Genomic DNA, 25781 nt, shown 5'->3' on the forward strand with positions numbered 1-25781 from the left:
GATCAGGAGGCTTAACGGATTTTGATAAACTTGCCTGGTTCCGCTTGAGAGAGGGTGATCGGTTCGGCTAGTTGGATTAATTGACCAGTAAAGGATTCGATCGAGCCGCTGCCGTTGTCCGTTGTTGTTGCTTCTTAGCCTGCCAATCTGCCTGGGTAAACGACTCATGGTAAGACCGCTCCGTGTTCACCTCCCACAGGTCATGGGATTCGCCAAACAGGTTCCGCGCCGCCAACACCGCCGTCAGCATGGAATGATCCTGATTGTTGTAACGGTGCATGCCATTGCGCCCGATCGTTTGCAGATTTTCGATCGTGCCGAGAAAGTTTTGAATCACCTGCAAATGCTGGCGATAGTCGCGATCGTAGACCGGATACGCCTTCGGTTGCCGGATCACCGTTCCATCCTCCACCGCTTCCACCGGAGCCAAGCCCAACGCTGCCACCTCACGGGTCGCCAAATCCAGCAACTCCGTGTCGGACATTTCCCACAGAGCATCGCCCTCAGAACAGAAATACTCCATGCCCAAACAGGTCTTACTCGGATCGGGCACCATTGCCGGACTCCAATTTTTAAAATTCTGAATCCGCCCCACCTTCACCTGCGGGCTGTGGATATAAATCCAGTTATCCGGGAACAGATCCGCCCGATCGATCACGATCGGAACAATAATAAAAGCACGGTAGTTCAGCGATCGAGCCGCTTCCAACACCTCCGGTGGCGCAGGCGGATTCAACCGCTGCACCAAGGCCGTCACTGGCATACTGGAAATAAACTGTTCCGCCGGAATCTCCAGCGTTTCCCCAGCTTGGCGCGTCGTAATGCTGCAAATGCGATTACCCTTACGGTTGATCTGCACGACCCCCGTATTCATCGCCACCTGGCCACCCCGCGCTTCGATCGCCTGCTGGAAGCGCTCCCACATTTGCCCCGGCCCCAAGCGAGGATAATCAAATTCCTTAATCAAGGTCTTCGTATTATTGACCTTGAAAATGGCATTCATCACCGCCGTACGCAAAGATAGCCCCTTAATCCGTTGCGCTGCCCAATCCGCCTCAATTTTGTCGCATTCAATGCCCCACACTTTTTCCGTATAGGTTTTAAAAAACGTGCGGAATAACCGACGCCCAAAGCGGTTGGTGACCCAATCTTCCAACGTCGCTTCCGCCTTAATCGGACGGGCTTTCACTTTGAGATAACTCAGCAGAATTTTGGCACTCTCACGAATCCCTAAATTGCCCAACGTATCCAACAATTCCAAGGGATAGTTAAAAAAGTCGCCATTGTAGTAAATCCGCGACAGACGGGGCACCTTGATGAACTCATCCCCCATGACCTCTTGCCACAGTTGATTGACCACATCCACCTTCGTAAAAAAGCGATGGCCGCCAATATCAAAGCGATAGCCCTTGTAAACCTCCGTGCGGGCAATCCCACCCACCTGATCCGATCGCTCCAGTACCAACGGCTTCACACCGTTTTTCACCAATTCATAGGCCGCAGTCAGCCCAGCGGGGCCAGCCCCAATCACCACCACAGGATGTTGCTTCACCGTTCATACCTCCACGATGGAAATCGCTGATTATTTTTGCGTCATAAGACGAGAACTAGGCTGAGCAACCGCAAAACGGCGACTCCGATCGGCCCCACTTTCAGACCGTATCCAATAATTCACAGTTCCCAGCACAAAGGCAATCCCACTGTAGGCATAGTAGAGCCAGTGCCAAGGGATAACTTGTAGGGCAAAGGGTAGACTCCGCTTATGGAGAAAGAAACGGTAGACCGACGCATTCAACAATAGCAAAAATATGCTACAGAAAATCACACCATTAACGGCCCAAATACTGAAAGGAATACAGGCAAGACAAGCGACCAAACTATAAACTGCAATAACACTAAGACGGCTGTTGGTATCTAGATTTAAGTCATTCACCAACCTCCGATCGCGCCAAATCAGTTCCGTCCAAGGCAGGGCGCGGTAAAAGAAATCCGCCTTCAGCAGGGAGCGCACCCCCCAGCGCTTCAAATGCGTCACCTGTACTTGCTTACACAGGCCAATGGAATAGTGGTGCTGCTTGAGCCGATAACCCAGTTCAATGTCTTCGATCGACGGATAGCGATAGACTTCATCAAATCCGCCAACATCAAAGAAAACGGATTTACGAATCGCACCACAAGCCCCCCAAAACGTAGAGGCTTCCTCGCGGGAAATTTGGTGGGTGTAGTGGTGCAATAAATTTTTGTATTGCGATAGGAAGTTCGCAGCTCCCGGCGTATCGTCGTAGGACCCAATCAACGCATCCAGCGTCGGATTAGCCTCAAAGGCTAGGGCAACCTGGGTCAGCGTATCCCAGCGAATGGCCACATCTGCATCCACAAAAAAGAGGAGCTCACCCTTAGCCGCCTGGGCCCCCGAATTACGTGCATAGGCTGGCCCCCGGTTACGATCGAGGCGAATCACCTTCGCGCCAAACGATCGGGCCGCTTGTTCACAGGCATCACTGCCCCCGTCAATCACGACAATCACTTCTACCGTGGGGGGGACAAATTGTTCCAGACTGGCTAAACAGCGGCGAAAACTTTCACCCCCGTTGTAAACCGGAATGATGATGGAAATCTCTGACAGTAAAATCGAATGCGGGGCAAGCCTTTCGACCACCGCAGTGGAAGCAGTACGGTTCATAGCAGGACAATCTGATCTGAATCTGAACAGGATCTGAGTAGAACCGAATCCACCCGCAACGGCCCCCAATCATGCTCCTTGTCCCTGGACGATCCCGATCTCCTTCCTAGGAAGTTAACTCAGAAAATAGGGGAAGTGACAACCAACACTCCCGTTAAGTTAGAAGCTTGATTGCACAACAGATCAAGAAGAATGGAAGCTAGCGCATTACTGAGGTGAACCGGACAGTAGTGTAGATGTGACAGAAAGCACCACGTTATCGGAAATCACTTAAGCAATTCAACTGATGTATTCTGCACCCCTTATATGCATCGCATAGTATTAGATCTGCCAGAACCTAAGCTACCGCCAATCATTGCTCTTCATTGACTCTTTGTAGGAATCCGAATTTTCCCCCAGAAATTACAAGTAAGTGTGAAGAATCCTGAATAGAGAGTGCGCTTTCTACGAGTTATCTAGGATTTTCAGGCTTTCCATGGGTTATAGATAGCACGATCGCCAACTCCCTATTTCGGGTGATAGGCTGCATCGGGTGATACGGCTGCAATGGCTAGTGCAATGGCTAGAAGAGCAATTTCGAAGAGCAACTTCGGTGAAGCCTTGGTTCATTCCTGGATTCACGAAATAGAATCAATCAGGTGAAAACCCGCACTCGATTTGAATCTTTTGCAAATCTTTGATAAAACTCCCATGAATTCAGCGTTCTAGACATTTACATCCCAGGATATGTCATCAGTATATTGACTAGGGCAGGATTGGTAAAACCATGACAATTGCCAACATGTTCTTCCCGGTCTACATCAAAATTTGACACAGTCCATTTCAGTACATTCTTGTGTAATACATTCAAATGAATAATTATTTGTGATTTGACAATTTAATTGGGAGATTCAAACCTCTTTGACTTGGGACTGATTAATTCTTTGTTCCAACTGCTTGATCTTCAGCATTGACGAGTCAATCTGATGAGTCCATCTTCCGTAGATTTCTCTCTCGATGCATTCAATCCCTAGACTGCCACCCTTGCGCCGATGTGAACGCTAGTTTTCCGACTGTTCCTAGTTTTTCTGTAATTGTGCCGACCTACAATCGTCCCAGATTATTGCAGGCTTGTTTACAGGCGATCGCGCAGATGGATTATCCCCGCGATCGCTTGGAAGTGATTGTGGTGGATGATGGGGGTAGCCAGCCCTTGGACGAGATCGTGCAACCCTTCATCACGCCCCTCTCCCTGAAGCTGCTTCGGCAAGCCAACGCTGGCCCCGGAGCCGCCCGCAACCACGGCGCAACCGAGGCCCGAGGCGATTATTTGGCCTTTACCGACGATGATTGCCAACCCGATCGTCAGTGGTTACGAGCCTTGGCTAGCCAAGCGCAAACTCAGCCCACTGCCATGCTGGGGGGCGCGATTCACAATCAGCTGCACCGCAATCCCTTTGCCGAAGCCAGCCAACTGATCATCAGTTACCTCTATCAACACTTTGCAGACCATCCCCAAGCCCCTCGTTTTTTTACCTCCAACAATCTAGCGGTCCCGCGCGATCGCTTCCTGGCTCTGGGCGGGTTTGATCAAGCTTTTCGCATTGCCTCGGAGGATCGGGAACTGTGCGATCGCTGGAGTCAGCAACCCGCAGCCTTGATCTATTGCCCAGCGGCACAGGTCTTCCACAGCCATGATCTCAATCTATTCAGCTTCTGGAAACAGCACTTTAACTATGGCCGAGGCGGTTTTGGGTTCCATCGCTTGCACGCCCAGCGCCAGACCCCGCAAATTAGCTCTGCCCCCGCCCCTTCCCCCCCTCGCCCCGATCGGCATCTCGATCGCCTGCGCTTCTACCGCAACTTGCTGAGCTATCCCTATCGCACCGTTGCCCCCAAAACCCTCCGGACGCGCCTCTGGGCCACGGGGCTAATGTTATTGATCCTGCTGGCTCAGGTGGCGACGGCCAGCGGCATGATTTTTGAATGGGGCCGATCGCGGCAGGAGGCAAGTAACACACCATGAACCTAGAGCCTTCGATCGATCTACCTGCAACCCAACCCCGTTTCGAGATTCAGCCCATCGACCCGCCCTTGCCTAAGGACATTGCGGTGTCGATCGTAGTGGCCACCTACGATCGGCCCCAGGATTTGGCCGCCTGCCTGACGGGACTAGTGCAGCAAAACAGCGATCGCCCCGTGGAAATCATCGTAGTGGACAACCATCCGGCCTCGGGTATCACCCCCGCGATCGTGCAGCAGTTTCCCCAGGTGAAGCTAGTCCAGGAACCACGCCAGGGCAGTTCCTATGCCCGCAATGCCGGAATTTTGGTGAGTCGAGGGGCGATTATTGCCATGGTGGATGATGATGTGCGGGTGCCACCGGATTGGCTGGAGTCGTTACTGGCCCCCTTTAGCCGTCCAGAGGTGATCGCGGTAACCGGACACATTCTGCCGATCGAACTGGAAACCCGTGCCCAGAAACTGTTTGAACATCACTATGGCGGGTTGGGGCGGGGCTGGAACCGTCGGGAAGCCGATCGCCACTGGTTCCAGCAAACCCGCTGGTTTTCGCCCCCCACCTGGGAACTGGGAGCCACCGCCAATGCGGCCTTTCGGGCGACCTTATTCAACCATCCCCAAGTCGGGTTATTGAGCGAATTTCTGGGGGCCGGACTGCCGATCGGGGGCGGGGAGGACACCTATTTTCTCTATCGAGTCCTGCGATCGGGCGGCACGTTGGTCTACGAACCGAGTGCTTGGGTGTGGCATTGCCATCGCCGGGACATGACAGCCCTCTGCCGACAGGTGTATAACTATCGCAAAGGTCATGTGGGGCATCACTTAACAGCATTGTTGCAAACCGGAGAATGGCGAGGGTTGATGAATTTGCTCGTGGGCATTAATGTGCATGACGCGCGGCGGATTTACCATCGCTTGCGGGGCTGGAGCGCCTATCCGATTCGGTTAGTCCTCTGGGAAATGCTGGGCACTTGGGTGGGGCCTTGGGCCTTGGGGCGATCGTACCTGCGGGTCAAGCGGCTCGGCTTCAGTCGTCAACCGCCGGTTAGCAAAGGCCGATCGTTAAGCGCTAGAGACTCGATCCCCCCTAGCCCGCCTTAATAAGGGAACTAGATTGAATGCCTTTCTGTTGTCTTCGTTCATCATCTTCCGTTCACAGCTCCCCTTAATAGGGGGAGTTTAGGGGAATCCTTACTCAGATCCGACACCATGTCCTACCGCCAAAAGTTTATTGACATCGAACTGAGCCAGCCTTTACCCACGCTGACAGGTTTGGGTAGCTATCACCAGGTGCAGGGTTTGGTACGCCTGAAAGGAGAAGTGCTGGGCTGGGTTTGGATTCCGGTGCAGAGTGGCGTCTGTTCCGCCGCCGCGATCGCCGAGGCCATCTTTCCCAAATACGCCCGTCTCGTGAGTCAAAAACTGCTGGCATGGCGGTTGCTCCAGCCTGATCTGACCAGTTGGCGCATCCAGGATTGGTTTGATCTACTGTCCCACGATCGCAGTCTGCCCGATCGATCGTCAACGGCTCTGCCCACCGGGCCATCGTTAACGGTCGTCGTCCCCGTTCTGCCGACGGAGGCCGATCGCGCCATAGAGGGATTACACGAAGGATTACAGGCACTCCAGCAGGCGGTTCAGCAGGCATTCTCGACAATGCCCACGGTACCGCTAGAGGTTCTCGTCGTCGAAATCACCCCCAGCCACGATCGGCTACAAACCCTGCTCCGCACCGAATATCCCAGCTTCCGCTACCACTCCACCCCCAGTCCCAGCGTCAACGCCGCACGGAATTTAGGGATTCAGAAAAGCCAAGGGGAAATTGTCGCTTTTACAACCCCGTTGGCGCAAGTCGATCGGACTTGGTTGACGACGATCGCCCAAACCTTTGTCCAGCATCCAAACCTCGCCCTGCTGACTGGCTTAGTTGTTCCCCTGACTGTCGAACGGGAGCGGCAACGGCGCTATGAAGTGGGTTACAGCTTGGAGCGGGGCCACGAACGGCACTGGTTCCACTGGTCGGATAATCCCCCTTGGCCGGAGTTGGGCCGGATGCAGATGGCCGCTCCTATGAATTTTGCAGCTCGTCGATCGGCCTTGAGCGCGATCGGAGCCTTTGATCCGGCTTTGGATCTGCCTCAACTCACTGGGTTGGGCAGTGGCGTCTGGGAATTGTTCTGTCGGGGCCTATTGGCGGGACAAACGGGACTGTATGATCCGGCGCTGCTGGTGCGGCATTCCTTACCAGAAACCCGGCGGGAGATGGCCCGATCGGCCCAGCAATTTGGACGGACTTTTTTCAGCTATGTCAGCGTGGGTCGTCGCCGCTATCCGGATCTGAAGGGACGGTTTTTCCTGTTGGGCTGCTGGAAGTTGACTTGGATCCTCATGTTGATTGTTGGGGGACGTTATATTCCACGGTTGTGGAAGTGGGCGGAACTGCGGGGGGCGATCGGCAGTTGGGGCAGCTATGGCAAAGCACTGAATCAAGTTGCCGCGCTGCCGCCCACCCCGTTGGCCTTGCAAGCGCCTGCGTTAACGCTGACCATGGCCGTGCGGGAATTGGATCTGGCCAACCCCTTACCCAAAGTCCTGGAAGCACCGGAGGCCAAGACTGTCCGCATTTTTATCAAATTGGGGCGTCGCTTAATGGGTTCCATTGACATTGCCCACGATGGCCAGCCAATTTCCCAGGCTCGATTGGCAACCGCGATCGCCGACCAGCTCACCCTGGAGTTACTGGCCTTACCCTACCAATCCGACACAGCCCAGGCTTGGAACAAAACCCAACAGGCGATCGCTGAGCACTGGACACCCAAGGGAATGACGCAAATTCCCCAGACTGGCACGCGCTATGACCGACTGCCGCAGTCCGTGACGGTGAGTGTCATCATTCCCACCTGCGATCGGCCCCAGGATCTAGTTCGCTGTTTGCAACATGTATTGGCGCAAAATACCGATCGGCCCTTTGAAGTGATCGTGGTGGATAATCGCCCCCAGTCCGGCATCACTGCCCCGATCGTCGCCCAATTCCCCAGCATCAAATACATTCCCGAGACCCGCACAGGCAGTTCCTACGCCAGAAATACCGCCATTACCGCTAGCAGCGGGGAGATTGTAGCGATGGTGGATGATGATGTGGTGGTGCCACCTGATTGGTTGGAAATGTTGATTGCACCTATGGCACGGCCTGAGGTCATGGTCGTGACGGGGAATGTTTTGCCCCTGGAATTGGCGACGCCAGCCCAAGTGATGTTTGAAGATATGAAAGGGGGACTTAGCCCCGGATTTGTGCCCTTCGAAGTGGATAAAAGCTGGCTCGATTCGTTTGAAGGGTGTGCACCGCCGGTATGGGAGTTGGGTGTCTCGGCCAATGCGGCCTTTCGATCGACGATTTTTTCCCATCCGACGATCGGGCTGATGGATGAAGTCCTTGGCCCTGGAACCCCCGCCTTGGGCGGCGAAGAGAACCATTTAATTTACAAAGTGCTGCGATCGGGGTTTACCCTGGTTTACGAACCCGATGCCTACGCTTGGCACCACCACCGTCAGAGCATCGCGAGCCTCTATCGCCAAACGGTGGGGCACATGCGCGGGGGGATGTGTTATCACATTTTGATGTGGCGGCAGGAACGAGATCGGCGGGGATTTCTGCAACTGTTTAAGGAAATGCCCCGGTATTTAACGGAACGAATCCGCGATCGTATTCTAGGACGGCACAAAACTCCGTGGGGCCTATTACGCAGCGAAATTTGGGGTTATCTATCTTCGTTTTGGAGCTATTACCAAAGCCAAAAACGGGTGAAGCGCATCGGTCGGAGCCAACCCTATATTCCCAAGGATCAGCGATCGACCCAGTTGGAAGCAGATCCCGCAATTCCAGTTCAGTCTACGCAATTGCTATCAAGTCAGCCCCCCCTTCCCGAAGCCCCACCGGGATAAGTTCAGGATCCCGCTCTGCTGAATTCATCACCGATTACATGTTGTATTTATGCGTAGATTTCGATCTTTCCCAAGGAATCGATCCCCCCTAGCCCCCCTTAAAAAGGGGGGGATTGGATTGCAAGTTTATTTTTTGCAATTGATGCACGATCGATTAGTGCACGATCGACTATTCAAAGTCCCCCTTTTGAAGGGGGATTTAGGGGGATCGGCTTTTAGTTGGTGGATTCGATCCCCCCTAGCCCCCCTTAAAAAGGGGGGGATTAGATTGCAAGTTGATTCTTTGCAATTGATGCACGATCGATTAGTGCACGATCGACAGTTCAAAGTCCCCCTTTTGAAGGGGGATTTAGGGGGATCGGCTTTTAGTTCATCCCGACAATTCATTTATGCATGATCTTCAATTACCCCCACCCTTAACCAAGGGAAGAATCAGATTGCGACGACGACAGTTAATCTATTACCGAGATCTACTGTGGGAATTGGTTGTTCGCGATCTCAAACTGCTCTACAAGCGATCGCTGCTGGGGGTCGCTTGGACATTATTGAATCCACTCCTTCAACTGGTTGTCTTTTCCTTCGTTTTTCGGGCAATTTTGCGGGGGTTGAACATTGAACATTACATTTCCTACGCCTTCAGTGGAATCCTGATTTGGACATGGACACAGACCGCCCTTTTCCATGCGACAGGATTAATTACTGGGAATCGCCCCTTAATTCGTCAACCCGGTTTTCCTGTAGCAATTTTACCTATTGTAACTGTTACCACTGGATTGATTCATTTTCTATTAGCTTTACCTGCATTATGTATTTTTCTATTCATTGAACAAGTTCAGTTATCTACAAGTTTATTCCTATTTCCGATCGCGGTAATTCTGCAATTTCTGCTGACCCTCAGTCTAGCCTATCCGTTAGCAGCCTTAAACGTCACCTTCCGCGATACTCAACATACATTAGGGGTACTATTGCAACTTCTATTTTACTTACTGCCCATTTTCTATACGATCGACCAAGTTCCCGCCGCATTCCGCACCTATTACCGTTGGAATCCCTTAGTCATTCTCATTGATACCTACCGGGCAGTCTTGATCGATGGACAGTTTCCCCAATGGACTGCCCTATTCGGCTTAATTATCCTCTGCGCTTTACTCTTACCGATCGGGTATCAGATTTTCAAACATCAAAGTGCACGGTTTGTCGAGGAGGTGTAGTCGGACTGAATCTGGGTCATTTAGCTTTAGGTCATTTAGCTTTAGGTCATTTAGCTATTGTGGAAACTGGGTCATGAAACCTGCCGTCGTTGCGCACAACCTGGGAAAACGCTATGCCCGTTACCACACGGAACGGCCCCGCACCATCATGGAAGCCGCGCTGGCGGGGTGGCGACGCATGGGCGCAACGGAAACCTTTTGGGCATTGCGAGCCGTGAGTTTTACGGTCATGCCGGGGCAAATGTTGGGCGTGATTGGCCACAACGGTGCAGGCAAATCGACTTTGCTGCAAGTGCTGAGCGGCATTGTGCGCCCCGATGAAGGTCAGGTACAGGTGTCAGGCCGCATGGGTGCCCTGTTGGATTTGGGCGCAGGTTTCCATCCCGATTTGACAGGCCGGGAGAACGCTCTGATTAGCGCGATCGTCGGGGGCCTCACCCGCCAAGAAGCGCTTAAACGTTTTGACGCGATCGTGGAATTTGCCGAACTCGAAGCCTTTATTGATAATCCGTTACGCACCTTTAGCACGGGGATGCAGATGCGGTTGGGGTTTGCGGTGGCGGTGCATACTCGGCCTGAGGTGTTGCTGGTCGATGAGTTTCTCTCGGTCGGCGATTTAGCCTTTCAAAAAAAGTGCCTCGATCGCATTATGGAACTGAAAAAACATGGTTGCGCGATCGTCCTGATTTCCCATAACACCGACCAAGTCAAGGAACTCTGCGATCAAACCCTATGGCTGGAACAAGGACAGGTCAAAGCCCACGGGGAAGCGGAATTGGTGGCCAGTCGCTATGCCGGAAAAATGGATCTCAAAGCCCACATGCGCCAACTCCACACCTTTTCCCAGGAAGTGGAGATCAAACAGGTTCAACTCACAACGCTTCAGGGGGAACGCATTTCAGAAGTGAATCAGATCGAGATTGCATCCGGTGAGGGTTTACGCATTGCAGTGGAATACGAAGGTCATCAGGAACTAGATAACGTGATTGTCAGTATTAGTATCAGTCACGAAGATGGACAAATCTATTTCAATACCAATACGTCTACGCCTGGTTTGACGCTTTCCGTCACCCAAAATCGCAGCAGAATTTCCCTCCAGGTCGATCGCTTAGATTTGAGTGGCGGCAACTATTTCGTCAATGTGGGACTGTTTAGTTCTGATTGGAACCTGACCTACGATTACCACTGGCATCGCCACCCGTTCACAATCCAATGGACACCCAACGAACAAAGCTGGCTACATCCACCCCGCCACTGGACGATCGAAAAACCGGAAACTCAGCCAATGGCAATTGATCCCAGTCCCCCTGCATAAGTTGAAGGGGCTTAGTGCTATTTGATCACCAGAGCCGATTCAATCAGTCATGCATCACCCCATTTTGCACCCGCACACCCTGATTGACTGACAGAAGTAACACAGCGACTGAAAGGAAGATTGGGCGGGAAGGGGAGCTGCGTTTAAGCTCAGAAGTTACGACACCAACCCGCAAAACGAGGACTCTGATGTTCCCACCTCTACAATGTGTTGAATGATGATCTGCATCAATGTGAGATCTTGTGGCAGGATACCCGTCACCTATTTTGGATTTATGTCAGTCAATTAGGTTCAATGCTCTCAACAAGTTCAATGTTCTCAACGAATCAAGTTCAATTGCTCAATCAGTCACGTTCAAAAGAATAATTTGTCAAAAGCTGCTCAGAAACTTAACTTGAAACTTAACTTTGAGCGTATTGTTCTAAAATTCGGGCTTCGACTTCTTCAGGCGTTTTTAATAAATCACTGTATTCTCCGCGTTGGTGAATACCGCTCGCCAAAGTGACAAAATGAGCGTAGGAAATCTGTTGGGTGTCTCTGTGGATAAGTTTATAAACTTGCAATCTTTCTTGGCTGATTAACGGGTTGGACTCCATTAGATAGCCCTGAGCGGCATAGGCTTGTTGGTATTCCACGATCGAGGTCCCACCCTGGTTTGGCTGCTGGGGAGACTGCTGTTGTAAAGGATTAGGTTGACCTTGCTGTGGACTTTGCTCAGGGGCATTATTAGTTTGAGAATTTGCTGTGGCATTCTCAGCCTTCTGCTCAGTTTTCTGCTCGATCGGTTTTTCTACAGGTTTTACTACGGGCTTTTCTGCGGGATCAGGGGACTTGGCTTCCTGAATCACAGGTTGGACAGAAGTCTGGATCACTTTAGGCTGCACTGGTGGTTGAGGCTTCGCAGCCAGTTGCACAGGGGGCTTGCTTAGCGGCGGTGCGGCCACCTTGAGGGGCACCGGTGGGGCTACGGGAATCCCCGTTAGCGATATTTGCGTCTCAGATTTTTTTTGAGAATTTTTAGTATCAAATGAACTCGCTGGAACTAAGGCGAAACCTACATGGAGCACGATCGCTACCGGTACCATGTGCCAAAGAGTCATTTGTTGCAATGGAAGGAGACGTTTCACGGGGTTTAGCAGAGGAGATGGACAAAGAAGCTATTTGCTTAAAGCTAGCAAAATTGTTGTTCTCAGCATAGATCTTTTTGACATTAAAATGCAACTAGCTCATAGCAGTAGCCAGGATGAAATTTAAGGAGGGGGGCGATCGCTGCCTAGAGTGAATGGGGATCTTCTATACTCTCCCTATACCCAAAAAACGATGTAACTTGTTTGATTTAGGGATTATGCGTCTACCCGAAGAACCTGATACGCCCTTTCAGATCAACATCGTGCCGATGATTGATGTGGTATTTGCGATTCTGACCTTTTTCATCATGTCATCGCTCTACCTAACCCGATCGGAGGGGCTTCCTGTCAATCTCCCCAGTGCGACAACTGCCAAGCTTCAGCAATCTGCCCCAGTCACCATCACGATCGACCCAAACGGCCAAATTGCCCTCAATCGTCAAGCGATCGACCTGGAGCAAATTAGCAATCAAGTCTCCAGCCAATTGGCAAATTCTGACAATAAGCTTGTCATTATTAATGCCGATGAGCAGGTCAGCCATGGTCAAGTCGTGGCCGTCATGGATCGAGTCCGGCAAGTGAATGGAGCTAGGATCGCGATCCAAACCCAGCGATCGCAGTAGCAGATCCACCGAAATTGAAGATACTGAACAAAAAAGAAAAGAGGAACTAGGTTCGCTAGCTCCTCTGAATTTGATTGATTTAACCGATTGAACTGTGGTTTAGCCAAGGCGACTTAACCAGCCGGGAAGATCTAGAACGTGAAGGTCGTCCGGAGCGTTCCCACGTAGATGGTGTCGTTGTTGCGGTTGTGCTCAGGATTGAAGATCACCAAGAACCCAGGGGTGATAGAGATCTTGTCGTTGATCTGATAGCGGTACAGCGCTTCCACGTGCAAGGAGGTGTCGGTATCTTCAGCCGCACCGTTGTCTGCATCGATGTTCTTAGGAGGCATACCTACGATCACTGCACCCAAGTTACCCTTCTTGCCCAAGTCGGGGAAGGACACCGCACCAGCCCAGTTCAGGATGGTGGAGTCTTGATTGTTCAGGCGGTTGTACGCACGGGTCAATCCACCCCAACCGGAGATAACGACACTGGGGTTCAGGCGGAAGCTAGCTTGAATCCCGAAGTTATCGCTAGCAGTTGCAACGTTTGCGCCAAAGGGACGGTTAGCCAGTACGCTACCTGTACCACCTACAGCGTTGATGTTGCCGCCACGATCGTAACCACGAACATAGGTCAAACCAACACCCAAATCCTTGCTGGCTTGGAAGTTCAACTGGGCCAATGCACCAAAGGACCCTGCAAATAAGCCCTTGTCGTTAGCGGGATCGTTAGCTTCATCGGCCAAGAAACCAACATCCAAGCTCAACTTATCCGAGAAATTGATGTTTGCAGTTGCCCCAGAACCACCTTGACCATAGCGGTAGATGGGGTTGAAACGACCGAAGCGGCTGATAGAGCCTTGGGAATCGCTGGCTACACCAGGGTTGTAGTTGTTGACGTTCCCGTAAAACTCACCCCCGATCGCATCAATAGTCAGACGGAGCTTATCGGAGGGTGAAAAGCGGTAATAGACCTTATCCACCGTCACACTGGTATCGGTACCGTCGCCGTAGGACAGACGCGACATGTTGGTGCCGGTCGCGGTTTGGAAGTTGGGAACATTCCGCGCTTGCAGACGGGTGAAGAGTTGATCCTTCCCGGTGAAGCTGGTGGACAGACCAATCCGAACCCGTGTGCTTAAGGTGGTGTTTTCATCCACATCAGCTGTACCAGTCGGACGGGTAACGGTATCGGGTGCACCACCCACACCATCCACTCGACGACCGCTGACAGCCTTCTCATCACCCAGTGCGCCGGAAACGGAGAAGATGACTTCGCCGCGCAGCTTGGTGGTGGTGGAGAATTGTTGCTTCTCCAGGGTTGCAGTCTTGGCTTCCAGGGCATCGACCCGACCGCGCAGGGTTGCCAATTCAGCGGCAAACTCTTCTTGCAGTTTTTGCAGGGTAGCCAGGTCTTCCTTCTTAACCAGGTCAGCCGTGGCTGCTGCGATCAGTTCGTTGACGCGATCCATGCAAGCATTCAGACCAGCGGCAAACTCGTAGCGAGTCATGGCCCGGTTCCCACGGTAAGTCCGATCGGGGTAACCCGCGATGCAACCGTAGCGCTCAACTAAGGATTGCAGGGCTTGGAAGGCCCAGTCGGTGGGTTTGACATCCGACAGTTGGGAAACGGAGGTCACCTGAGACATCGCAGCTACACCATTGCTGCTATCGCTGTAGCTTTGAACTTCGCTCAGGGAGACAGAATTCTTTTGGGTTGCTTGAGCAACTTCTGAAGCATTGGCTGCACCAGCCGTCGAAATAGCCAGAGTTGCACTCAACAGCGCCGTCAGACGCAGGTTCCACATTTGATTCAACATAATTACACTCTCAGTTCACACCATCACAAAAGACACTTTAACCCAGAAAACCAGCTTAAAGTAAAGAAGTGCTATGAATTTTTTAGCTGCTGCAAATGCATGAAACGCACAGGCAAACGCTGGATAGATTCAATCAAATACCCATTCAATTAAATACCAACTGTTAGCAACTCTGCATATTTTGCACTAATCAACTGTTCGATTCCCTACAGCAGATTACTTAATTGTACCGCGAGACATAATTATCCCGACGTTTTCCCGGTTACACATCTGATGTGCGCTCGGTTACAAAAAGCCCTCCGAGAACGATCGAAGGTGTCCGGCAGGATCCATTCCAATCGGCATCATTCCCCAGGGCGAGCACTTGTTTCAGTGCTGTATAAATGTTGCCAGCGACCATCGTATCCTTGACACGGCCTACAATCTGGCCATTTTTGACGCAGTAACCCAAATCGACATTAATGGAAAAATCGCCAGAAAGACCACCGCCACCGCCCAAGATTTGATCCAGAATGAGGCCATCTTCAATGTTGGCGATTAGATCTTTCAATGGTGTACTGCCAGCTTCGACAAGAAAGTTGACCAAGCTGGGGGAGGGATAGCTACCTAGCCCTGGCCGGAAACCATTTCCGGTTGTCGCAAGGTTTAAGGCTCGTCCGGTTTTGCGATCGCAATAGAAGTTTTGCAATACCCCGGATTGAATGAGGGTTAACTCTTGGGTCGGCGTCCCTTCATCATCAAACGGGCAACTGTAGGGGCCTTGATTGGGGGCTTGGGTCAGGGTCAGGTGCTCGGAAAGCACCTGACTGCCTAGGCGATCGCTCCAAGGGGATGCTTTATCGAGCACCTGTTTGCCATTCAGGGCGGCCTGCACGGTGCCCCACAGCATATCAGCCGCTTTTGCAGTCAAGAGCACTGGAACTTTGCCTTGGGGCGCTTCAGTATTGTCCTGCGCCCAATCTAGGCGCTGTAAGACTTGGCTGGCGATCAATGCTGGATCGAGCGCTTGGCGTAGGGCTTGGCCATCGTAAATCGTCAGAAAGTCATCGCCCCGCACCAAGGTCGCTTCCAAATAGCCGCTCAGGGTGGTGTCGGTATAACTGCAATCGAGCCCCAGGGAGTTGATTAAGCGTGTGGTTTCGGTTTCACAGTCCCAACCGCCCCCGCAGAGAACATCGGGATAGGCTTGCCGCACTTGTTCGATCGCCGCATTGCCCCAGGTAATCAACTGTTCCACCGCCACCGGATCGCCCAAATCCTGGGGAGGAATCCCATTCCGCTCCGTTAGCTCAATGTCTTCGGGATCATTCAATTCACTCAGCGCGATCGCCCGATCGACCAAGGCTTGGGGATCCGCTGCACCATAGGCCACGGCCAATCCGGGTCGCCCCTCCTTCCAGATCCGCAACGCGGTTCCATCGGCTTGGGAACTTTCCAACTGCTTGAGCCGATTGGCCTCGAAGGAAACAGGATGGGCAAGGGATTCAGACCGGTAAACCTCGGCAGCTTCTGCACCTGCTTTGCGGGCAAGGTCTAGCAGTTCTTCAGCAAAGGTATCAGGAGCGGGATGGGGCACGGTATCCACGGTGAATGGGGCAATGGTTGATGGGCAAGTTGGGAACGGAAGAGGGAGCATCGTCAACCTCAGATCACAGACCAAGGCAAACAGATAAGGCAAACAGATTTAGACAATTACAGACTTCCGCAATCACAGGCTTAGGCAATCCCAGGATTCAAACGATTACAGCCTGCAAACGATTACAGACCTAGAATTCGTTTACTAGAATCCGTTTGTCTAGGCGATCGCGGCATCTAACAGCAGCCAAAACCCTGCAAAGGCGTCCGCATCGGGGCTGGATTGGATGGCGAGAAAGTGAATGCCTTGGGCCACTTTTTTTGCAGCTTCAAACCGTTGGGCTTCCGCTTGTAGTTCTGGCTTGGGCAAGGGCGTTAAAGTCCAGCGTTCAATTACCCCCGTTTCCAGCACCAATTGCTGACCATCCTGGGTGTCATATTTCACAGTCGCCAGCTCCAGCCCAGACATCCAAGCGGCCATGGGCAAGGCTCGCGACGAATAAATAATCAAGCCAGGAATTTGTGCATCGGAAGCCAGCCCCTTGGCCTGGAGCGGGAAAGCTTCACCAAAGTCGATCGACCATTCCTGCATATCTGCGAACGCTGAGGCTTCCAGGGAGACCAAACTCCATTTCTGACCTCGCAGGGCATCGGGGAGGGGTTGGGGCGGTGTCAGGGGGAAGGCCACGCTGGGGTTAGCTCCAGCTTGATAACCCGCTTCCTGGGGATAGACCGTTTCCATGCGATCGCTCAGCCATTGGTTCAGCGTAAAGGTACGGCGGCTCAACTGCGCCGGAATGCCCACATCCCCACAAGCTTTTGTCACCATGTTATTCATCGCCTGTCGGAAAAAACGTATCCGATCGGGGGGCACAGTAGCCTGGGCGATCGCCTTCTTCAACGCCTCCGCCAGCCAAAGGGAGTTCACCTGATTGTTGGGACAATATTCGGCATAGCGAAAAAGATTGGAAACATCGGCGTCCAGCGTCAGGGGACTTTCGCAGATCAAGACTTCCCAGACCTTTTTATTCTGTTCATCCACGATCGGACGCGAGTAAAAATCCAGTTCCCAAATCGTTGTCATAGAGATTTATCGAGAGGGTTATCAAAGAAATTGAACCGGCAACAAAAAGCACCAAACCCGATTGTACGGCGGTTTGCGATCGCCTGGTCGGATTCGGTGCTGGGAAGAATTGAATTGCTAGCTTGGCGAAACTTAGCCTAAAACTAGCCTAAAACTGCTTTTCTAGCCCGTTCTTGACGATCGTCCGCTTCGGCAATTAGTTGATCCAGTTTTTCGATCGCTTCGCCGGGATAGGTTTCCAGAACTTTGGTGGAGAGCGAAATCCGGCCTTGGCCTTCATCAATATTGACAATCATCGCCTTGAGGGTTTTGCCCACGGTTAGCAAGCTGTCTAAGGATGCCACGGGGCGTTGGCTAATTTGGCTGACGTGCAGCAACCCAGTGCAGTTGTTAAATTCCACAAACGCGCCAAAGGGCTTGATGCTGGCGACAGTTCCTTCAATCAGTTGGCCCATTTCCAGTTGGCTGAGGCTGGCGACGCGAGACGCTAATCGATTGGATAGAACAATTTTGCCCCGTTTGCGATCGAGTTCCAAGACAGAGGCGCTGAGGGTAGACCCAATCAAATTTTCTAAGTTATCCCGCTCATTGACGTGCGATCGGGGAATGAAGCCTCGCAAACCCAGAGCATTCACCGTAATGCCGCCCTTGTTGACATCCAAAACGCGCACTTGGATACTTTGCTTGCTCTCTTGCAAATCTCCCAGTTTTTCCCAAATCCGCCGTTCTTCCAGCCGTCGGATGGAGACTGTAACTTGGCCATCTTCGTTTTGATCGCGGATAATCAGGAATTCCCGTTCTTCTTGGAGCTGGATAACGGTCGTGATATCGCTAATTTTGTAGACACTCGCTTCATCCACAGGCAAAAAGGCAGGGGATTTACCACCAATATCAATCAAGGCTCCGTCATTCTCATAGCTAAAAGCTTTCCCCGTGACGACTTGCCCTTTGGCAAATTCATAACCATGGGTTTCCAGGGCTTTTTCAAAGTCAGCCATGGAGAAAGCGGATTGAGATTGAGTGTTCTTCTGAGCCATAACTATTCAAAGGTTTAGATACTGTCAGTGTAGTACGCGGATGCAGGTAAGTGTGACTGCAACATCCTAGGTCAAGCCCTGGGGGTGTAATCGAGGGAACACTCCGGACGATCTAGACCGATCGCGCCATTTGGGCAAAGAGCTGCTTAATGTGTTCCCAGGCATCCGCAGCGGCGATCGAGTTATAGGATGCCCGTTGATCACAGAAAAAGCCATGGCCTGCATCATAGCGAAAGATTTTGTGATCGGTCCCCTGGGTTACAAGTTCGGCAGCGATCGCGTCTACTTGCTCGTTGGGAATCAGTGGATCCTGGTTACCAAAGAAGGCATAGACAGTCCCTTGAATCTCCGCTGTGCGGGTGAGCGTGGGTGCCCCACCACCGGGAGTCATCACCGCAATTCCACTGCCGTACAGCGTGGCCACAGCACGAATCTCCGGCAGCGTTCCCACGAGGTAGGCCATATGGCCCCCAAAGCAAAACCCGATCGTGCCAATGGGTTGCTGTTGTACATAGGGCTGCAATCGTAGGTAATCCATCACCGCTTGGGCATCGGCCAGAATCGTCTCAGCGGTCGTCTGATCCTTGTGGCTACGACCGAGGGCTAGGTCAGCATCGCCATAGCCTAGGTTCAACCCAGGAGCCGTGCGCTGGAACCAATTGGGCGAGATCGCCACATAGCCTTCCTGGGCAAGGCGATCGGTGACTGCTTGGATGTGGGCATTGACCCCAAATACTTCGTGAATCACAATCACGGCGGGAAATTGTTGAGATTCGGGGCCTTGGGGAATCGCTTGGTAGGCATCGATCGTAATAGCTGGGCCAGGAATTTTGATCCACCTGGATTCAAGCTGATAGGGCATAGGAATAGAAGGTATTTACGTCGATTGGCTGAAGTTGCTGCGGTGAAACCAAGTTAGCGCAAGACTCGTTAGCGCAAGACTCAAGATTCGCGTTAGCGTAAAGGCCAACGTTCACGTTAACGCGAAAGCCAACGTTCACCCCCAACCTAACGCAGAAGCCAGTCATGCTGAGCATCTGGAGGGGGCGATCGCTGGATGAATCTGCTAGATGCCTAGGAATTATCCTGCATCTCTAACAAAGTCCAAGGTAAGCAAAGTTAAGTACAAGAAAGTTAAGCCTGAAAAACCATGATCTGCTCAATTTAGTCTGAAGAGCTTAGAATAACTGGGGGATTTGGATCATTATTTGAAGAAAACTTCAAGTTTAGAGATTTAAGCGAAATGGCTGAAATCCATCCAAAACCTTGACGAATGTCAGTAAAACCGTTTTTGGTTATTTTTCTGACTCCTCTCAAGTGTTTAGCTTCTGTAGGGGAATTTTAGAAAAAAATGTACTTACTGACTTCCTCGCGTAACATCATTAAGTGATGAACAGAGAACCGTTTTCTTTGCGAGACTCAGAGGACTGGGCATGATCAGCTTCCATATCCAGCCAGATAGTGATATTCCGGCATCCACACAACTTTATAACCAGATTTTGTTCGCGATCGCGTCGCGGCAATTTCCGCCGGGGCACCGTCTTCCCAGTACTCGGCAACTCGCGATGCAGACGGGGCTGCACCGGAACACGGTGAGTAAGGTCTATCGCCAACTGGAAGAAGCCGGTGTGGTGGATGCCCAGGCTGGCTCGGGGATCTACGTACGGGATCACGTAGCCGAAGGGGGCGCACAGGTTCAATCCCCCTTGCTCCAGCAGTATCCCCAGGCCCACAAGTTGATCCAAGGAACCGTTGATGAGCTACTAAAACAGGGCTGTTCTCTCAGTTTGACGCGCGAACTGTTTCTGGCGGAGATTGACTGGCGGTTGCGTTGTAGTGCGCAGGTTCTCGTAACGGCTCCAACCCACGATTTGGCCGCAGGGGAAATGATGCTGCGGGAGTTGGAAAAGGCGCTGAACATTCCCATGCAACTTGTGCCGATGGAAGACTTAGCGCAAGTGCTTGATCAAACTCGGTCTAGCACTGTGGTCACTAGCCGCTACTTCATTGCCCAGGCAGAGGCGATCGCTGCTCCCAAGGCCGCTCGGGTGATTCCGATCGATATTTACGACTTTGAAAAGGAACTCAAAATCATCAAGGGTTTACCCAAAGGGCATTGTTTGGGGATTGTTAGCCTCAGTGCCGAAACCGTTGGAGTTGCATCGGTGATTATCCATAGTCTGCGTGGGGATGATCTGCTGTTGATGGGGGCGCAGGTCAACGATCGCTATAAATTAGATGCGATTATCCGCAATGCCCAAACGATTATGTGTGATGAGCCGAGTCAAACTCAGGTGAAAGCCGCCATTTTAGCTGCACGGGAAGATATTATCCGTCCGCCTCAATTGTTGATTTGCGATAGTTTTATCGTGGGCAAGTCGGTTAATTTATTGAAACGAGAATTGGGATTGGAGTAATGCTGGTGTGCTGTCTAAGCAGTCACCGACCCAGCCCTCCGTGAGAATCTGGAGTCCTTAAGCGTAAGACGACTCAAAGAAAAGCGTTTCCAATGCGGTTGAAATTCCCCTTGGAAACGCTTTTTAAGTACTGTTTTGAGTACTGTTTTGATTGAATCCTGTTGCTGAAACTGTCTTTTTACTGAACGAGTTACTGAACGAGTCGAGAATGACTACATCGAAAGATTTTCGGTGCAGCTTGATGCAAGACAACTCAGCAGGCTGAACTCATAGCAGCTGAACTCATAGCACAAGATTAAGCTCGGCAGAGCAGTTCTTCAAATTCGTTTTCTAAGGCTCGGACTAAGGCTTGATTCCCTTGGGATTGGGCAGCCTGTAAACGTCGTTCAATATTGTGGCGGAGATTAGCATAGTGCAACCGCCGGACTTCTGGCAGAATGCTGAACTGTGTCCGATGGGGAGCCGGGATCGCAGGGATTTCAGCCTGAGACGGCGCAGACACCGGATGATTGTGCAGCGATCGCACAGGTGCGCCATTATCAACGACCGTTCTGCATCGCCACTCCACGCCCCGATAGCGGCCACAGATTTCTCCTTCTGTGACTTCTAGGCTAGGAGGAGTGTATTCGTAGTGAACACCACGATAGGAAAGTTTCATATCAAGTCGCCTCTGGGTAGGGTTTGGAGAATGGGGAGGCGCGTTCCTTCAGGAAGGGATTTTCCCTACTTCCGTCCTCCGAAGCACTCCATTACATAAGAGCAGATGCTGGAAGATGAACGTTATACTTTATTCTGTATTTTAAGATACCGAATTAATCTTTGTCGATGATTTAAGAAAGCTTTAACTTTGATCTAAGGCTCAGAAAAGCTTGATATAAGAGCATCTCCGGGAAAACTCGTAAATTATTGATTTTTTATGAATTTCTTGAAGTTCCTGTGAGTTCCCCAAGCTGCCGGACTACGCTTGAGATCCAAGCGGTGTCTTGGAGGGCTGCGGGATACCCCGAACCCAAGATCACTGTGGGTAGAGTAATCTAGATTTAAGGGGAGTCTGCTATCGTGCTCAGTCACTGGGTCAGCTCATACAAGCCGGAAACACCTACCAAAATGTTGATCCCATCCAACCATTCATCGATCCCATCAACCTATCCCATGCGTCCCCAAGCAATTGCTGGCACAGTTATTTTTGACTTTGATGGAACGATCGCAGATAGCTTAGCGGCGGGGATCAAGATTGGTAATCAACTGGCCAAGGAGTTTGGCTTAGAGCCGATCACCATGGAAAAACTGCGCCGTTGGCAGAATTTAAGCTCTCAACAAATTCTGAAGGAAGCCAAGATTCCCTTTTTCCGAATTCCCCGATTATTGAGTCGGTTCCGGGTGGAAATGAATCGAGAAGTACCGCAGCTTTGCCCCATTCCAGGGATTCAAGAAGCGCTGCTGGCCTTGAAGCAAAATGGCTATCGACTCGGTATTGTTTCGTCTAATTCGGAAAATAACGTTTGGGCCTTTCTCCACGCCCGTCAGTTGGATCATCTCTTTGATTTTGTCGTATCGAGTCCGCGAGTTCTGGGCAAGAACAAAGTTTTGAAACGATTAATTAAGGAATATCAGCTTCATTCAGATCATGTTTTTTACATTGGGGATGAAACCCGTGATGTGGAAGCGGCGCACAAAACGGGGGTGAAATCGATCGCAGTTTGTTGGGGTTTTAACTCACCCCACGCCCTGCGCTCCCATAATCCCGATTTTCTGCTGCGCGATCCCCAGGAATTAGTTGCGTTGCTCTGTCCCTAAAGTTACTAAGTCCTTGCTAAGTCCCTAAAGTTGCTAAGTCCTTCGTTAGGATGCAGGTTGGGGATGATGGCTCGTGGGATCCGTCAATCGCATCTGGCCAAGCATTACGACTCTGGGGGGACACCGCATGGGACACCGTATGAAGAGGCTGGGGCGCGATCGCCAACTGAAACAATTACTAACAATTTTGCGTTTCTATAATTTCCCCTACGATTTCCCGACAGTCTAAAACTCCGTTCCTAAGATAGAGGTAGGGAGAAATCTAAGTGATGACTCTCATCTAGATTGCGTTTTTGAAACGTTTCATTCCCAGCGCTTCAAAGGAAGCCTGGTCTAGTGCAATCGTTCAACACTGCAATATTTTCAATCCTTTATTCGAGGAGTGGAGCATAATGTCGAATCCCTCCAACGGTTTTAAGTTTCAAGTCTCAGAGCAAGTGCATTCCCTCGATCGGGAGTGCATGACACTATCTCGCCACGTCCTGCAACAGTTACAGAGTTTTGGGCCAGACGCTCAGGACTTGAGTGCGCTGATGAGCCGGATTGCCTTGGCGGGGAAGTTGATTGCGCGGCGGCTGAGCCATGCGGGACTCATGGACAATGCCCTAGGGTTTACTGGAGCCACCAATGTACAGGGCGAGGCCGTCAAAAAGATGGATGTCTATGCCAATGAGGTATTCATCTCGGTCTTTGAGCAGAGTGGCTTGGTCTGTCGACTGGCCTCCGAGGAAATGGAACAGCCCTACTACATTCCCGAAAACTGCCCGATCGGTCGTTATACCTTGCTCTATGACCCGATCGATGGCTCGTCCAATGTAGACATCAACATTAACGTAGGATCGATCTTCTCCATTCGCAAGCAGGTGGGCGAAGACTTAGATGGGACGGCCAGCGATTTGCTACAACCAGGCCGTAATCAAATTGCAGCAGGCTACATTCTCTACGGCCCCAGCACGATTCTGGTCTACTCCCTCGGGCAGGGGGTGCATTCCTTTATTCTGGATCCGAGTCTGGGTGAATTTATACTGTCCAGTGAAAATATTCGCATTCCCGACAGTGGTGCCATCTACAGTGTGAACGAAGGAAACTTCTGGCAATGGGACGAGCCGATTCGGGACTACATTCGCTATATGCATCGCCATGAAGGATACACCGCTCGTTACAGCGGGGCGATGGTGGGCGATCTCCATCGAATTTTGTTCCAGGGGGGTGTGTTTCTCTATCCAGGAACTCAGAATAAGCCGGAAGGGAAGCTGCGGTTGCTCTACGAGGCGGCTCCTATGGCCTTCCTGATGGAACAGGCGGGTGGCAAAGCGAGTACAGGCCACAGTCCGATTTTGGATGTGCAAGCCAGTCATTTGCATCAACGGGTGCCCCTGATTATTGGCAGCTCCCAGGATGTGGCCTTGGTCGAGTCCTTCATCCACGATCGGGAGCAGGAGATGATCCCCGCTGGCAACCGAACGATCGGGGCTTGATTCAATCGATGAAGCTCACGGATAGAGGCCGTCGTTTCAGAAGTTTCAGGGCGTTAACGTTTAACGATGTTGCGGTTAACGATGTTGCAGTTAACGATGTTACTTGCGATGAATAAGATTGCGGTTAACGAATGTTGCGGTGCAATGACCTGAAAATCCCCTGAAATAGAGTGTCGGGTTAACGGTCTTCTGTGGACAATGGTTGAAACTAACGTTGAAAGTCTTGCGAAGCCAGATTGATGATGAATGAGTCTTGTCAATGGGAGGCAAAACTGTACCGTAAACCCATGGAAAATTCCAGTTAACTTCAGGTTTTATTCAGAATTTTCTCGATCGGCGGATGCATACTGTAGATGAGGTGATATTAGATTCTGATCGACATTCTGACCGACAATCCAGATTCTGACTGATAACTCTGACTAACAATCCAGTGGTATTGACCCTAGGTAAATTTTCATTACCCCTCTACAACAGACTGAAGTATTTAGGAAAGGAGAAGCGCTCATGACGACGGTTGCTAAGCCCATCTATGACATTGAGCAATTGGGTCAAAGCATTTGGATGGATAATTTAGCTCGCGATCTGATTCAATCCGGCGAGCTACAACGCATGATTGAAACCCGTGGATTACTGGGGATCACGTCGAATCCTGCGATCTTTGAAAAGGCGATCGTGGGAAATAAGATCTACGATGCAGCGATCGAAGCGGGGATTCGAGCCAATCAATCTTTGATGGAGATTTATGAATCCCTGATTTTTGAAGATATTCGTAATGCCTGCGATGTCTTTATGCCAGTCTACGAAAAATCTAATGGATTAGACGGCTACATCAGCATTGAAGTGCCCCCCACGATCGCGCGCAACACCGAAGACACCATCTCCGAAGCCAAACGGTACTTTGCAGCGATTGGGCGGCCCAACGTGATGATCAAAATTCCTGGTACGCCAGAGGGACTACCCGCAGTCACAGAAGTGATTGCAGCAGGAATCAATGTCAACGTCACGTTGCTGTTTTCGGTACAAAGCTATGTAGATACCGCATGGGCCTATATTGCAGGGTTGGAAAAACTGAGTGAGGCCGGTAGAGATGTCAGCAAAATTGCATCCGTTGCCAGCTTCTTCCTAAGCCGGATTGACAGTAATGTCGATGGTCAACTCGATAGCTTGCTGAAAAATTCAGACTTGTCGGAGGCAACACGATCGAAGCTGGAAAATCTCAAGGGTAAGATTGCCATCGCCAACGCCAAGATTGCCTACCAGGAATACAAGAAGATTATTGCGAGTGATCGTTGGCAAGCCTTGGCTGCGAAGGGAGCTAAGGTACAGCGGTTACTCTGGGCTAGTACGGGCACCAAGAACCCTAACTACAGCGATGTCATGTACGTGGATGAACTGGTGGGCGCAGATACAGTGAACACGCTACCGCCGCAAACGATCGAAGCCTGCGCAGATCATTGTGATGTCGCGCCTCGGGTGGAATCAAACATTGAAGATGCCTATGCCATGGTTGCGGCTCTGAAGGATCCTGATGTGAACATTAACCTCGATCGGGTAATGGATGAGTTACTGGCTGACGGGATTGAGAAGTTCGTTCAACCCTTTGAAACGTTGATGCAATCGCTTCAGGATAAGGTCAATCAGTTGGCAACCGTTTAGAACAGCCGTTTAGCACAGAGATGCAAACGC

19 protein-coding genes and 1 riboswitch are annotated in these 25781 nt (G+C 51.3%); of the genes, 10 read left to right on the top strand and 9 right to left on the bottom strand.

All coding sequences use genetic code 11. From position 1 onward, the window contains the following. Positions 1–76: 76 nt before the first annotated feature. Entirely contained in the window at positions 77–1552 is a 1476-nt protein-coding gene (locus tag H6G21_RS08540; protein ID WP_190572692.1) for an FAD-dependent oxidoreductase, read from the bottom strand. A gap of 30 nt (positions 1553–1582) precedes the next feature. Continuing rightward, positions 1583–2683: a glycosyltransferase gene (locus H6G21_RS08545; protein WP_190572694.1), complete on the bottom strand. Its 1101-nt coding sequence runs from the start codon at positions 2681–2683 to the stop codon at positions 1583–1585. Positions 2684–3716: 1033 nt separating this feature from the next. Between H6G21_RS08545 and H6G21_RS08550 the strand changes: the two genes are divergently transcribed. The 5 genes from H6G21_RS08550 to H6G21_RS08570 all read left to right on the top strand — a co-directional run bounded on the left by H6G21_RS08550 (position 3717) and on the right by H6G21_RS08570 (position 11152). Continuing rightward, positions 3717–4688 (top strand): glycosyltransferase, encoded by a 972-nt coding sequence (locus H6G21_RS08550; protein ID WP_190572696.1) that lies wholly within the window; start codon positions 3717–3719, stop codon positions 4686–4688. Further along, the gene (locus tag H6G21_RS08555; protein WP_190572698.1) at positions 4685–5785 is read left to right on the top strand and encodes a glycosyltransferase; all 1101 of its coding nucleotides are present in this window, start codon (positions 4685–4687) and stop codon (positions 5783–5785) included. Before H6G21_RS08550 ends, H6G21_RS08555 begins: the two co-directional genes overlap by 4 nt. A 108-nt stretch (positions 5786–5893) precedes the next feature. Beyond that, positions 5894–8626, top strand: coding sequence for a glycosyltransferase (locus H6G21_RS08560; RefSeq protein ID WP_190572699.1), 2733 nt, complete (start codon positions 5894–5896; stop codon positions 8624–8626). Positions 8627–9063: 437 nt separating this feature from the next. Further along, complete coding sequence (locus H6G21_RS08565; RefSeq protein ID WP_242041722.1) at positions 9064–9837, top strand: ABC transporter permease; 774 nt, start codon at positions 9064–9066, stop codon at positions 9835–9837. Between the two features lie 73 nt (positions 9838–9910). Then, entirely contained in the window at positions 9911–11152 is a 1242-nt protein-coding gene (locus H6G21_RS08570) for an ABC transporter ATP-binding protein (protein ID WP_190572703.1), read from the top strand. Positions 11153–11553: 401 nt separating this feature from the next. Here the strand turns inward: H6G21_RS08570 and H6G21_RS08575 are convergent, their stop codons facing one another. Beyond that, positions 11554–12279, bottom strand: a complete 726-nt coding sequence (locus H6G21_RS08575; protein ID WP_190572705.1) for a hypothetical protein — start codon at positions 12277–12279, stop codon at positions 11554–11556. 218 nt (positions 12280–12497) lie between these two features. Here H6G21_RS08575 and H6G21_RS08580 point away from each other — a divergent pair, with 218 nt between their 5' ends. Continuing rightward, positions 12498–12902, top strand: coding sequence for a biopolymer transporter ExbD (locus H6G21_RS08580; protein ID WP_190572707.1), 405 nt, complete (start codon positions 12498–12500; stop codon positions 12900–12902). Positions 12903–13033: 131 nt separating this feature from the next. Here H6G21_RS08580 and H6G21_RS08585 read toward each other — a convergent pair whose 3' ends face one another. The 5 genes from H6G21_RS08585 to H6G21_RS08605 form a co-directional block, all read right to left on the bottom strand. Further along, complete coding sequence (locus H6G21_RS08585) at positions 13034–14707, bottom strand: iron uptake porin (protein ID WP_190572709.1); 1674 nt, start codon at positions 14705–14707, stop codon at positions 13034–13036. Positions 14708–14969: 262 nt separating this feature from the next. Continuing rightward, positions 14970–16343: a TldD/PmbA family protein gene (locus H6G21_RS08590; RefSeq protein WP_190572711.1), complete on the bottom strand. Its 1374-nt coding sequence runs from the start codon at positions 16341–16343 to the stop codon at positions 14970–14972. Positions 16344–16502: 159 nt separating this feature from the next. Continuing rightward, a complete protein-coding gene (locus tag H6G21_RS08595; RefSeq protein ID WP_190572713.1) occupies positions 16503–17366 on the bottom strand; it encodes a Tab2/Atab2 family RNA-binding protein in 864 nt (287 codons plus the stop codon). Between the two features lie 143 nt (positions 17367–17509). Continuing rightward, entirely contained in the window at positions 17510–18403 is an 894-nt protein-coding gene (locus tag H6G21_RS08600) for a S1 RNA-binding domain-containing protein (protein WP_190572715.1), read from the bottom strand. Between the two features lie 112 nt (positions 18404–18515). After that, on the bottom strand, positions 18516–19265 hold the full coding sequence (locus tag H6G21_RS08605) for a dienelactone hydrolase family protein (RefSeq protein WP_190572717.1): 750 nt from the start codon (positions 19263–19265) through the stop codon (positions 18516–18518). 571 nt (positions 19266–19836) lie between these two features. Between H6G21_RS08605 and H6G21_RS08610 the strand changes: the two genes are divergently transcribed. Beyond that, positions 19837–20820, top strand: a complete 984-nt coding sequence (locus H6G21_RS08610) for a GntR family transcriptional regulator (protein ID WP_190572719.1) — start codon at positions 19837–19839, stop codon at positions 20818–20820. Between the two features lie 295 nt (positions 20821–21115). Here H6G21_RS08610 and H6G21_RS08615 read toward each other — a convergent pair whose 3' ends face one another. Then, the gene (locus tag H6G21_RS08615; RefSeq protein WP_190572721.1) at positions 21116–21478 is read right to left on the bottom strand and encodes a DUF4278 domain-containing protein; all 363 of its coding nucleotides are present in this window, start codon (positions 21476–21478) and stop codon (positions 21116–21118) included. A gap of 37 nt (positions 21479–21515) precedes the next feature. Continuing rightward, positions 21516–21602: riboswitch (Glutamine riboswitch) on the bottom strand. Positions 21603–21972: 370 nt separating this feature from the next. Here H6G21_RS08615 and H6G21_RS08620 point away from each other — a divergent pair. The 3 genes from H6G21_RS08620 (at position 21973) to tal (ending at position 25751) form a co-directional block, all read left to right on the top strand. Beyond that, positions 21973–22617 carry an HAD-IA family hydrolase gene (locus H6G21_RS08620; protein WP_190572722.1) on the top strand — a complete coding sequence of 215 codons (645 nt, stop codon included), beginning with the start codon at positions 21973–21975 and terminating at the stop codon, positions 22615–22617. Positions 22618–23009: 392 nt separating this feature from the next. Then, the gene (fbp, locus tag H6G21_RS08625; protein ID WP_190572724.1) at positions 23010–24095 is read left to right on the top strand and encodes a class 1 fructose-bisphosphatase; all 1086 of its coding nucleotides are present in this window, start codon (positions 23010–23012) and stop codon (positions 24093–24095) included. Between the two features lie 504 nt (positions 24096–24599). Continuing rightward, the gene (gene tal / locus H6G21_RS08630) at positions 24600–25751 is read left to right on the top strand and encodes a transaldolase (RefSeq protein ID WP_190572726.1); all 1152 of its coding nucleotides are present in this window, start codon (positions 24600–24602) and stop codon (positions 25749–25751) included. Positions 25752–25781 lie beyond the last annotated feature (30 nt).

The organism is Alkalinema sp. FACHB-956, assembly GCF_014697025.1.
GTDB lineage: Bacteria > Cyanobacteriota > Cyanobacteriia > Leptolyngbyales > Leptolyngbyaceae > Alkalinema.

Bases quoted from the DNA above. Each gene is read 5' to 3' on its own strand.
- H6G21_RS08600 (WP_190572715.1), bottom strand. From the start codon at position 18,403: ATGGCTCAGAAGAACACTCAATCTCAATCCGCTTTCTCCATGGCTGAC.
- H6G21_RS08605 (WP_190572717.1), bottom strand. From the start codon at position 19,265: ATGCCCTATCAGCTTGAATCCAGGTGGATCAAAATTCCTGGCCCAGCT.
- H6G21_RS08560 (WP_190572699.1), top strand. From the start codon at position 5,894: ATGTCCTACCGCCAAAAGTTTATTGACATCGAACTGAGCCAGCCTTTA.
- H6G21_RS08555 (WP_190572698.1), top strand. From the start codon at position 4,685: ATGAACCTAGAGCCTTCGATCGATCTACCTGCAACCCAACCCCGTTTC.
- H6G21_RS08620 (WP_190572722.1), top strand. From the start codon at position 21,973: ATGCGTCCCCAAGCAATTGCTGGCACAGTTATTTTTGACTTTGATGGA.
- H6G21_RS08610 (WP_190572719.1), top strand. From the start codon at position 19,837: ATGATCAGCTTCCATATCCAGCCAGATAGTGATATTCCGGCATCCACA.
- H6G21_RS08615 (WP_190572721.1), bottom strand. From the start codon at position 21,478: ATGAAACTTTCCTATCGTGGTGTTCACTACGAATACACTCCTCCTAGC.
- H6G21_RS08570 (WP_190572703.1), top strand. From the start codon at position 9,911: ATGAAACCTGCCGTCGTTGCGCACAACCTGGGAAAACGCTATGCCCGT.
- H6G21_RS08585 (WP_190572709.1), bottom strand. From the start codon at position 14,707: ATGTTGAATCAAATGTGGAACCTGCGTCTGACGGCGCTGTTGAGTGCA.
- H6G21_RS08590 (WP_190572711.1), bottom strand. From the start codon at position 16,343: ATGCTCCCTCTTCCGTTCCCAACTTGCCCATCAACCATTGCCCCATTC.
- tal (WP_190572726.1), top strand. From the start codon at position 24,600: ATGACGACGGTTGCTAAGCCCATCTATGACATTGAGCAATTGGGTCAA.
- H6G21_RS08595 (WP_190572713.1), bottom strand. From the start codon at position 17,366: ATGACAACGATTTGGGAACTGGATTTTTACTCGCGTCCGATCGTGGAT.
- fbp (WP_190572724.1), top strand. From the start codon at position 23,010: ATGTCGAATCCCTCCAACGGTTTTAAGTTTCAAGTCTCAGAGCAAGTG.
- H6G21_RS08545 (WP_190572694.1), bottom strand. From the start codon at position 2,683: ATGAACCGTACTGCTTCCACTGCGGTGGTCGAAAGGCTTGCCCCGCAT.
- H6G21_RS08580 (WP_190572707.1), top strand. From the start codon at position 12,498: ATGCGTCTACCCGAAGAACCTGATACGCCCTTTCAGATCAACATCGTG.